Annotated in this window: 9 protein-coding genes and 1 rRNA gene; 9 read left to right on the forward strand and 1 reads right to left on the reverse strand. The window is 45.3% G+C overall.

Annotated elements, in window-relative coordinates:
- The 3 genes from AC0YNX_RS30535 to AC0YNX_RS30545 all read left to right on the forward strand — a co-directional run.
- A 23S ribosomal RNA gene (locus AC0YNX_RS30535) occupies nt 1-91 on the forward strand; the annotation flags it as partial.
- Between the two features lie 183 nt (nt 92-274).
- Nucleotides 275-1060: an aldo/keto reductase gene (locus AC0YNX_RS30540; protein WP_475819447.1), complete on the forward strand. Its 786-nt coding sequence runs from the start codon at nt 275-277 to the stop codon at nt 1058-1060.
- Nucleotides 1061-1349: 289 nt separating this feature from the next.
- Nucleotides 1350-3422 carry a DUF4832 domain-containing protein gene (locus AC0YNX_RS30545; RefSeq protein WP_475819448.1) on the forward strand — a complete coding sequence of 691 codons (2073 nt, stop codon included), beginning with the start codon at nt 1350-1352 and terminating at the stop codon, nt 3420-3422.
- Between the two features lie 65 nt (nt 3423-3487).
- Here the strand turns inward: AC0YNX_RS30545 and AC0YNX_RS30550 are convergent, their stop codons facing one another.
- Complete coding sequence (locus AC0YNX_RS30550) at nt 3488-3757, reverse strand: hypothetical protein (RefSeq protein WP_475819449.1); 270 nt, start codon at nt 3755-3757, stop codon at nt 3488-3490.
- A gap of 207 nt (nt 3758-3964) precedes the next feature.
- On the opposite strand from AC0YNX_RS30550, the gene AC0YNX_RS30555 reads away from it, so the two are divergent.
- The 6 genes from AC0YNX_RS30555 (at nt 3965) to AC0YNX_RS30580 (ending at nt 11539) form a co-directional block, all read left to right on the forward strand.
- On the forward strand, nt 3965-6331 hold the full coding sequence (locus AC0YNX_RS30555) for an AraC family transcriptional regulator (RefSeq protein WP_475819450.1): 2367 nt from the start codon (nt 3965-3967) through the stop codon (nt 6329-6331).
- A 258-nt stretch (nt 6332-6589) separates the two neighbouring features.
- Nucleotides 6590-7510: an ABC transporter permease gene (locus AC0YNX_RS30560; protein WP_475819451.1), complete on the forward strand. Its 921-nt coding sequence runs from the start codon at nt 6590-6592 to the stop codon at nt 7508-7510.
- 18 nt (nt 7511-7528) lie between these two features.
- Nucleotides 7529-8416 (forward strand): carbohydrate ABC transporter permease, encoded by an 888-nt coding sequence (locus AC0YNX_RS30565; RefSeq protein WP_475819452.1) that lies wholly within the window; start codon nt 7529-7531, stop codon nt 8414-8416.
- Nucleotides 8417-8485: 69 nt separating this feature from the next.
- Complete coding sequence (locus tag AC0YNX_RS30570; protein ID WP_475819453.1) at nt 8486-10024, forward strand: extracellular solute-binding protein; 1539 nt, start codon at nt 8486-8488, stop codon at nt 10022-10024.
- Nucleotides 10025-10267: 243 nt separating this feature from the next.
- Nucleotides 10268-10567: a hypothetical protein gene (locus AC0YNX_RS30575; protein WP_475819454.1), complete on the forward strand. Its 300-nt coding sequence runs from the start codon at nt 10268-10270 to the stop codon at nt 10565-10567.
- A 111-nt stretch (nt 10568-10678) separates the two neighbouring features.
- Entirely contained in the window at nt 10679-11539 is an 861-nt protein-coding gene (locus tag AC0YNX_RS30580) for an MBL fold metallo-hydrolase (RefSeq protein WP_475819455.1), read from the forward strand.
- Nucleotides 11540-11542 lie beyond the last annotated feature (3 nt).

Genomic DNA, 11542 nt, shown 5'->3' on the forward strand with positions numbered 1-11542 from the left:
CCCCTGAAAGACGATCAGGTTGATAGGTTCGAGGTGGAAGCGCGGCAACGTGTGCAGCTGACGAATACTAATCGGTCGAGGGCTTATCCTAAATAAGTGAAATCCAGCTAAAGCAAGAAACCTTCGCAAAGGTTCGTATCCAGTTTTCAAGGCGTAATTTCTAAAAGCTCTTGCTCACGCAAGGGCTTTTTTATTGTTTATACTTCTTACGCTGTGGACAGTTCCATTGATATAATTAGAAATAGAATCTAATTGATGGAGGGATCTGAGAAACATGCCGAATGTAACCAAGCTCGGTCTCGGGGGACACTCATTCATTGAGGAACTGGGCAATGATCCGGTAGCATCGTTCGAAGAACAGTGCGCGATTGTCAGTCAGTGCCTCGATAACGGGATTCAGTTGATCGATACGACCTATTATCAGGAACGGGTGGCGCTCGGGAACGTTATGCGTGCTTTAGGGAGACGTAAAGAAACAGAAATTTTGGCGTGGAATTTCTTCAATTTGCCGGGGCAATCCGATAAGCTGGTCGGTTTTAGCTGCTATGAGCCCCATCATATCGATGTAATGCTAAGAGAGCTGCAAACTGACTTTATTGATGTTCTGGTTATCCATACGCACGATGATGAGCGTAAGCTTCGACAAGAGTTGGAACTTGCGAAACGATGGGTGGATCAAGGGAAAGTAGGAACGGTCGGGCTTGGCATGGCCGAGCCTTCGCATCTTGATTGCCTTCCTGCGGGTCATCCGGTTACGCATATCCTTGCTCCTTACAATATTGCGCATCAAGGGAGTAAGGAAACGTTCGCCATCGCCAAGGAGATGGGACTTATAACAGTTGCGTTATCGCCTTTCGTACGAGGCTGGAAGCTTGATGAGATAGATTCTGATAAAGCTCTGGCCGCGGATCTACTGCTGAGGTGGGTGTCCGGGCAGGAACTAATCGACCGGGTCATCGTTTCAATGAGGAAGAAAGAGTGGGTCCTTTCCAATCTGCAAGCTTCTCAAAGAGGCCACTTGACTGAGGAAGAGAATAGACTGATTGAAGAATGGATGTAATAACGTCGCAGGAACTCGAAGCTTATGCTTCGGGTTCTTTTTTTTTCGGTCAATTTAGCTATCCACTGCGTAAACCTCAAGCAAGCCCAAATATGACATAGTTCTTGCTATTTCTTTCTTTTTCGTCACCATACGTGCTCGTCCTCATATACTGATAGAGAAACGGATTCCATTAAAAAGAGAGAAAGGATGAAGAAACGGAATTTATGAATTCTTCTCAGCTCGGCAGCTTTGCTCACGTGAATCTGGAGTTGAGGGAGAATACGTTTTTAAGGAGGCGAATGTAGCAATGGCAACCATTACGGTTAAATTGACTGAAACGCCGGAAGCATTCAGTAATCCAATCATGGGCTTTAGACCATCGCGCAACGTAAACGATAGTTCTTTCCCGAATCGGGAATATGCGGATATTTATAAACACTACATCAAGTACACTGATCTGGAAATGAATGCAACGGACACCGTTCAGAAGATCAAAGATTGGAGTAATAAGGCTTGGGTAGGCATTGAAAAGAAGAACATTAAGGTTGTTCCTCGAGTGGTCATTGTTTATCCTGGTGCAGGAGAGTTTTGGCCAAATGGGATTCCACATGGTGATCCCGTCAATCAGTGGTTATCAGATACCTTGAAATCCCGGCTCGTGGCGTTTATCGCAAAGCTTGCGCAAGCTTGGGACAATGATCCAAGGGTTGCTTTCGTGGAGCTGGGATTGTATGGAAAGTGGGGAGAGCACAATATTTATCCTAACAGGTTCCCTGGAGGGAACGATCATATCCCGCTCAGTTTTCAAACACCTCTAGGTGATGCGTATAAAGCAGCGTTTCATAACAAAAAAATACTCATTCGCTATACAGACACGTTCACGGCTTTTAATTTTGGAGTTTATTGGGATTCCTTTGCCCTGCCGAATGATGCCAGTACCGGGAATGGGGAAATCGCACGGAATACTTGGCGGACGCAGATTAACAGCGGGGAGGTCGCTTATAACTGGGGCGACCAGTCTAAACTAGGCGGCAGTCCGAATGGAACGTTGAGCAGTCCCACTAATACGAACTACGTCATCGACTGGATTATGAAGACGCATACCTCAAGCTTAGGATGGATCTCGGACTATACAGCAAGCAATGCTGCCGTAGAAGTCGGAGCAACCGCCATGCAGAAGGTGCTTGGCTATCGATTTGTATTGAATCAGGTAACCTTTACAGGCACGGTGTCTCCAGGCGGGACGATGAACGTGTCCTTCCAGGTTACCAACAAAGGCGCCTCTCCGTTCTATTACAACTGGCCGGTGGAGGCGAGTCTGCTGAAGAGTGACGGAACGGTTGCGTGGAAAGGCGTGTTCCAAGGCGATATCCGAACTTGGCTGCCAGGTTCAGATTGGAATAGCGCGACACGTGCTTATAACCAAGTTCCAGCAGTCAATACAGTAAATGGTGCATTCAAGCTTCCGACAACGCTGCCTAATGGAACTTATACGCTTACGCTGTCTATTCTGGATCCGTCCGGTTGGAATCCAAGCGTGCGATTTGCCAATACGAACTATTACACAGGCGGTAGAACGCCGATCGGCAAGGTCGGTATCGGCATGGATCCTGTCAATCAAACGCTCGGTTCGTTCGCAGGCTTGAAGTCGGATACGACGCTAGGTTATAGCCTGCAAAGCGGCGCGTACGACGGAACAATAGGCGATGGAAACGTCGACATGCAAGCACCAACCGTTCCAGCGAATCTAACTTCGACAGCTAAAACGACAAACAGCATCAGCCTCAGCTGGTCGGCTTCGACGGATAATATCGGCGTAACTGCCTACGAAATCTTACGGAACGGTAGTATCGCCGCAACCACAACAAGCACTTCATACACCGATACTGGGCTTACAGCATCGACCAACTATTCCTATATGGTTAGAGCGAAAGATGCGGCAGGCAATGTATCGGGGAACAGCAACACGCTTAGCGTAACGACGAATAGCGCTACAATATCGATCGAAGCGGAGTCTTCTGCCAATACGCTTGCAGGCGGCGCTGCCGTAGTAGCTTGCAGCTCTTGCTCAGGCGGTTCAAAAGTTGGCTACGTCGGCAACAATAGCGGTACTCTCCAGTTCAACCGAGTTAACGTGGCAACTGCTGGAACGTATATCTTGATTATTTCCTATGTGAATGGGGATACGACTGCAAGAGCGGCTCGAATTACTATAAATGGTGCGATCGCTAACTTAACTTTCCCGGCTACGGGCAGCTGGTCTACAGTCGGTACTTTGCAAGTTAATGCTCAGCTAAAAGCAGGAGACAATATAATTAAGTTGGCAAACGCTAGCGGATGGGCTCCGGACTTCGACCGGATCCAGCTCACTCTAAGATGAGGATGAGATCGGCGAGCGTGAAAATAAAAAGGATCCTCGGTTAATCCGCGGATCCTTTTTATGGTTTAGCTTGATTCTACTTTTTCCGGATGCATCCAATTTTCCATTACTTGTGCTCTCGATTCAGCCTGATTTGAAAGCGCTTCCGCCCATTCGCTGATTTTAATCTTCATAATATCGATCGAATACTGAAAAGGGTACTCGCGAACATTCACGGCTACCCAATTGGCATTGTTCAAATTCGACCATTCTAAGCTAATCGTGTTGGTCATTTCGGAAAAACCTTGGATGAGTCTAACGAAATCATGAATTTGCTGCTGTTTGTCTTGGTCCATATGAACCGCCCCATTCAATTTTATAATCTGGGACAATAATACCATTTATTAGGAGGTAATGATGTCGCTCTTTGTTGTCTTTTTGTTGGAATTATTGACGAAGCCATGCGCATATACGGACTTCGTTCAAATAAGTTATTTATCATCTGGCCGATTGCCGATATAATGTTCTATTATATCCGGAATTATCGACAAGGTGGAACGGGAATGAATTGGCGCAATCTTATTCATGAGAAGAAATACTTGATACGTATATTTCTTTGGCTCACAGTGTTTATTTTTGTTATCGCTTCCATTTTATCAAGTTTCGTCTACTATAACGTTCAGCGTAAAGTGTTCGACCTTGAGTACACAAGCAGCCAGAAGATCGTCAATCAGGTGAAATACAATATCGAGTATTTCGACAAAATGATGAAAAACTTGACCATCACGACTTACTATAACAATGATGTACGAACGTTGATGTATTATAACGAAGACGAGTCATTCGATCAGATGAATATCGTGAATAAGCTGAACAGTTCCATCATCCAGAACAACTCATTCGTTGAGTCTATATTTATTTATAACAATGTGAAGAAAAGATATTACTCAACCAAAGGTTTCGATTACGAAGATACCGCCTGGGAAAAGTTGATTGCCTCCCAAGGAGCTCCGCAGGCGTTAAAGCCGATCATTCGGAACGTGTCGATAAGCACTGGAGACGGAGAAGTGCGACAAGAGCGTGTATTCAGTTACGCGATGTATGAAATGTTGGATCCAAATAAACGCATGGATGGCGCTGTCATATTGAATATTAAGCTCGAGTGGCTCTTCAACAATATTAAAGCGATCAATAGCGTTGCGAATGACAATGGGAATGATCAGCTGTATATATTGAACGAGCATAATCAATTCATTAGTGTGAACGAAGATCCGAGCCAAGACAATGGACTTCTCCAACAAGATCTAAGTGCTACCTACAAGGAGCGTCGCGGTTCAAACCAAGTGACGAATGGATCAGCCAAAGCGAATTACTTCACGCTTATGTCCGGAGGCAAGAAGTATTTAGCTACTTATATTCCGCTTGAAGGCATGGACTGGGTTCTATTGAAAACCGTTCCTTACGACGATGCGTATCATTATGTGAAAAGTTTAAGGACAAGCATCATCATCATTACTCTGATCGTTCTCATCCTGGCTTTATTGGGCTCATTATCCTTAACAAGAGGGCTATATCGTCCCATACAGACACTGGTATCTCACGTACGTTCCCAAGATTCGAAGAACGGAAATGGCGAAAGCCCGGTCGACGAGTTTTCCTTCTTGCTGGAAGCTTATCGTACTTCTGCGGATCAAGTAGAGAAATATAACCTCGAGAAGCACTCGATTCGCCATATGAAGAAAACTTATTTTTTGCGCCGATTGCTCATGAACAGCTATTCTGTCTCTGCTCAGGAATTTCAGGCAGCGATCACAGAAGAGAACCTTGCCTTCATGCCTAACCATCCTTTCGGAGCATGTTTAATTAAGATCGACGACTATCCGTTGTTCTCAGAGTCTTATAGCGCGAGTGACAGAGAGTTAATTCGGTTCGCAATTGCAAACGTATTCGTCGAAACAGTGAATCGAGCGTTTAATACGGAAATCGTAGATATGAAGAACGATGATTTCGTGCTCGTTTTTAATGTGAATGCCGAACAGAAATTAATTGAAATCAGATTGCGGTCGGCTATTCAAGAGGCACAGCAGTTTATAAACCAATCGTATGGTGTAACCATCACGGCGTCTTTAGGCGAAGCGGTGGCAGACTACCGAAACTTAGCGACCGTTTACCAATCCATCATTAATCTATCGGCGTATCGGTTTATATTTGGGAAGATGTCTATAATTTCTCCTGACTCCGTTCAGAGCGATTTACGCCAATCGAATGCGGAACAGGCATTTTTGAAAGAGCGTAAATTCATTGAATGCGTAAAAAGAAGCGATAGTAAAGGCGCAGAGTCAGCACTTGCTGAAATCGTCGATGAGACGAAGAAGCTGGATATTCATATAGTCTCGCCGTTGTTAATGCATGTTGTAAATCAGCTCAAAAGCGCCATATTCGAAATTAATCAATCGCGAAGAAGGCCCATTGCCGTTCAGTCTCTTATGTTAGGCAAAGAATTGATGGAGCTGGAAACGATTGAAGAGTTCCATGTTCGTCTTACTGATGTATTAAAAACAGTGATGAACGAGTTTAAAGCGACTGAAATTCATCCTGACGAAGCAACGGCTGAGACGATCAAGGAAATTATCCAGGAACACTTCGATAACAGAGACTTAGGTGCAGGTTATATTGGGGGCATTCTCAACATTCCGGCAGCACGGGTAGGGAAGATATTCAAGCAGTATGAGCAGCTCTCCATTCCGGAATATATCAACCATACCAGGCTGAAGCATGCCATTGAATGGCTGGAGAATTCTCGTCTTAGTATCGGGGAGGTCCTTCTGAAGGTTGGTTTTGAGAGCGAAAGTTATTTCTATAAAGTGTTCAAAAGCAAATTCGGGTTGACGCCTCGCGAATATATCGCGCAGAGGACAACGGATAAATAGATAGCCGCACACCGCTATATTGATGAAAAATGCCCGCCAAATGGGCATTTTTTTTGTTTTTCGATTAAAAAGTTCAGTCCGCAGCAGCGGATTCAACTAAAAAGTACAGTACTGGACCAGCTGCAGTAACCAAAAACTGCGGTCGACTGCCTCCGGTCGAACGAAAATGAACAGTATTCATCCTCCCCCGGCATCTTGTACATTCGAGTCATCGGCAAAGTCCATGGCGATCAAACAGAAGGAGGAGGCATAGCCACGATGGATTTTCTCAAAAAGGAAGCCTGGCATTTCAAACGATCGTACGCATTATTCTTGATCAGCTTGCCAGCGCTAGCGTTTGTATTCATTTTCTACTACTTGCCCATGTTCGGATCGATCATCGCGTTTAAAGATATGAATTACGCGAAAGGAATCTGGGGAAGCGATTGGGTTGGATTCAAGAATTTCGAGTTCTTCTTCACTTCGCAAGACGCAATGCGGGTAACGAGGAACACGCTGCTGTTGAATGGGGCATTTATTTTAATTGGAATCGCGGCATCCGTCGTTTGCGGAATATTGCTGGCTGAGATGGGAAGAAGAGCGGTTCGCTTGTTCCAGACAGTTCTTTTCTTTCCGTATTTCTTATCTTGGGTTGTCGTTGGATATTTAGCCTACATTCTTCTCAATCCTTCTTACGGGGCAATTAACAAGCTATTAACCGCTTTTCATCTGACTCCGGTCGATTGGTATTCGGATCCGAAATATTGGCCATGGGTGCTGATTGTAACGTACCTTTGGAAGAATGTCGGGTACACGGCAATCATTTTCTATACCGGATTGATGTCCATTGATCCGAGTTATTATGAAGCTGCACAAATCGACGGCGCTTCCAGATTTCAGCAAATCGTTCGCATTTCGTATCCGCTCATCGTTCCTCTCATCCTCTTAATGTTCATCTTGAACGTGGGAAGAATCTTTTACTCGGATTTCGGGTTGTTTTACTTCGTTCCGAGAGACTCTGGAATGCTCTACGAGGCGACCGACGTCATTGACACTTACGTTTACCGGTCTTTGCGCGTAGTCGGTGACTTAGGCATGGCTTCCGCTGTGGGGTTGTATCAAGCGATTGTCGGTTTGGTATGCGTTCTGGTCACGAATCGGATTGTCAAAAAAATCGATGGCGACAGCGCGTTGTTCTAGGGGGGGGGGGGGATCATCATGACTACCAAAACATTATCCAGCCGTATGTTCTCACTGCTGAACGGTTCGTTCTTTACCGTCATTTGCATAATCACTGCGATTCCGATTGTATACATGCTGGCTGTGTCCTTCTCTTCGGACGCCGATATCGTCCAGTACGGGTATCGATTAATACCGAAGCATTTTTCATTCATTGCTTACGATTATTTGTTGCAAACACCTGGCATGCTGCTGCGCTCCTATCTGGTTACAATCTTCGTGACTGGCGTCGGGACGGCACTAAGCTTGCTCTTAACCTCTTCCGTTGCTTACACAATGATTCGCAAAGATTATCGTTACGCCAAGGCTACGACGCTATTTGTATTGCTTCCGATGGTTTTCAACGCCGGTCTGGTGCCTAGTTATTTGGTCGTTACGAAACTATTGCATTTGCAAGACACGATCTGGGCACTTATATTACCCTATGGCGTCAGCTCTCTCTTCGCCATGTTAATGAGGGGCTTCATGGCAGGGCTGCCCTTTGAAGTCATCGAATCAGCAAAAATCGACGGTGCAGGTGAACTCTCCATTTATTTGAAAGTAATCCTGCCACTTTGTAAACCCGCACTTGCTACAGTCGGTTTGTTCTATGCGCTGGCGTTCTGGAACGATTGGTGGCTCGCGATGCTCTATATTTCCAACGACAAGCTCGTACCGCTTCAGTTCATGCTGCAACGAATCATGTCTAACCTCGAGTTTCTGACCAGCGATATGCAAAAAGGGTTGAATATCAACATGGAGCAAATTCCTGGGGAATCCGCCAGGATGGCGATCGCGGTGCTTGCAATTGGGCCGATGTTCCTCGCGTTCCCTTTTTTCCAGAAATTTATCGTCAGAGGTTTAACCCTTGGCGCCGTAAAAGGGTAGACAAACTGTGGTTGTACACCGTAGGACGGTTTACAATAGAAAAGAACTCAATAGGGAGGCTTAATACCAATGGTTTTTCAAAAACGTAAGACCATGACTTTGGCTTTATCCGCTGTACTGTCGCTAGGCATGATTTTGAGTGGTTGCGGAGCAAAAGACGATAATAATGGGGGCACTGCAAGTTCGGATGCTTCCGGCCAAGCATCGAACTCCGGTTTCGAGAACAAGAATTCAGAGGAACCAGCTAAACTCGAACCCTATGAGATTAAATGGTATCTTCCAAACGGCATATTCCCGGACGCCGATGCCGTCGAGGCGGAAATGAACAAAATCATTAAAGAGAAGATCAATGCCACGGTTGACATCCAGTGGGTAGACTGGGGCCAATATGATCAAAAAATGAAAACCGTACTGGCATCCGGCGAGAAAGTAGATCTGATGTTCACTTCCAACTGGACGAACGATTACGTGACGAATGTGGGAAAAGACGCTTATCTGGATATAACCGATCTGCTGCAGCAGTATGGCAAGCATATTCTGGAGCAAGTGCCTGCGACCGCATGGGATGCGGCCAAAATCAACGGAAAACTGTACGGCATCATTAATACTCAAGTACTTGGACGCGCTCCGGGTCTTCATATCAAGAAAGATATGGCAGATAAATACGGATTAGATGCTTCCAGCATTAAAAAGATCGATGATTTAACGCCATTCCTGGAGAAAGTAGCTGCAGGCGAGCCGGGCAAATACGGAGTGAAAGTGAAAGGCAACGACGATCTGCTTACTTATATCGGTTCTGCGCTCGGTATCGAATATTTCTCGGATACAAACCCGGGGGTAGTGCTGACGGACGACGATTCCACGAAGATCGTCAACATTTATGAAACCGAGCAATATAAAAACTTCCTGAAGCTTATGCATGAATGGTACGAAAAAGGCATTATCAAGAAAGATGCTCCCACGCTGACAGACGTATCGGCTGACGCTAAGGCAGGCAAATATGTCGTGGAGATCGGTCTCAATAATCCAGACAACGCTAGACCTGATGAAGTTCGAGTCGATCTAGGACCGCCTTACATGAGCACGGGTTCCATTATCGCAACGATGACGGCAATTCCTCGCACGTCCAAAGATCCGGCAAGAGCGATGATGCTGTATGATCTGATGTATTCCGATCCTCAATTGTTCAACTTGATGAATTATGGTATCGAAGGCAAGCATTACACGAAAAAAGGCGACGACCTCATCGAGCAAATTCCAAACAGCGGCTATTGGGTTGACTCTGGTTGGGAATTCGGAAGTTTGTTTAATGCGTATCGTTATAGAGCGGAGCAGCCAAAGTGGATTCCCGCCGGCCCAGATATGAATGCAAAATCGGTACAGTCCCATATTCTAGGATTCTCCTTTGATTCAAGCCATGTGAAGAGCCAAATGGCGCAAGTGGCGTCAGTAGTCGGCGAATTCAAATCCGGCTTGATCACAGGGGCGTTGGATCCTGAGACAACTCTTCCGAAAATGAATGAGAAATTGAAGAAAGCCGGCTTGGATGAATTGCTTGCCGAAATGCAGAAGCAAGTAGATGCATGGAAAGCAGCTAACGGCAAGTAATTACTGAGCAAAAGCTGTATGACTCTAATGGAGCCATACAGCTTTTTAAATAAAATGGTTAATTTTGTAAAATATATGATTGTGGAAGACACCTGCCCAATCTAATCTTTCATCATTTTCATAGAATAAGGCATGTCCACTAAGAAAGTGAGGTGAGATACCATGCCTTATTCAACTGGCCCAGTAACGAATACTAGAGATTTTGGCACAGCGTCATCTAATATTGTAATTAGTACTCGAAACTTGGATCTGATTAACCCAGTAACCATTGTTGCTGAAATCTTTGCCTCTGTTGATTCTAGCATCTTCTACACGGCCTACCATCTTGCGTATACAGTACCTGCGAATTCCTATGATGTTCGGGAGTTTTTTATCGCGGGAAATGTCACTTACGAGGTCCAACTGGATGCGTTGTCCGCTGGCGTGCCTAATGTATTGCTAGCTGTTACAGGTATCAATGAGTTTGGTATTCTTGTCGAGGAGCAGCTCTTTAATCAGAATGAGCTTATCTTTATTTCTGACATGAGTCCTCCTATGTTGTAAAATGAATCCGTTTTGTAATAGGGCTGCCGTTAATCGGCGGCCTTATTACATCTTCTGCAGCATTCTAGTTTATGGTAATATCACTCTATTACGATAATCGGAGGGTCTATTATGATCTTTTTGGGCACTGGAGCTGCTGAGGGACTCCCATGTTACTACTGCCGCTGTGATTACTGCAACGAAGTAAGGAAGCGTAAGGGCAAAGACATTCGCACAAGATCCTCCTTCCGCATTGACGGGAAGCATCAGATTGATTTTAGTCCGGATATTTTTTCTCAAATGCTTATGCTGGGTCTCGATGTGTTTGAATTGGAGCATCTGCTGATTACGCATACGCACGAAGACCATTTCGATCTCGCTGAAATTATCGTGAAGGATTGCGCGGTTGATCCGAACCCGAGGCCGGTGAACATCTATTTAAGCAAGACTGCGCTCTCATGGGCTGAACGATTAATGGATGGTTATACAACACATCTTAGCTCAGAGCAAAGATTGGAATTAAAGAGCAGATACAACTTGATACCGCTTGAATATTACGAGACTTATTCGGTTGGGGAGCTGCTCGTCACGCCGGTCAAAGGAAGTCATCGTGCATTTGGTGAAGGTGAGCTGGCGAATAATTATTTAATTGGATTGCCAGGTGGACAAACGATGCTCTATGCAAGCGATACTGGCTGGTACAGCGAGGAAACATGGGCCTATCTGGAGGGCAAGAAGCTCGACATCCTCATCATGGAGTGTACGTTTGGCGGAAGGCAGGATCGCGGGATACATGTGGAGGGCCATCTCGACATTCCGAATTTCCTCCTTATGCTGGAACGCATGAAGGCTATCCAGCTTATTGATGGACAAACCTCCATTTATGCGACACATATTAATCACAAGCACGATCTGCTGCATGATGACATGCAGTTGGTATTCGATCAGAGCAGCTTCAACGTTCAGGTCGCATATGATGGTTTGCAAATTTAGTCA

The organism is Paenibacillus sp. J31R98 (genome assembly GCF_056269245.1).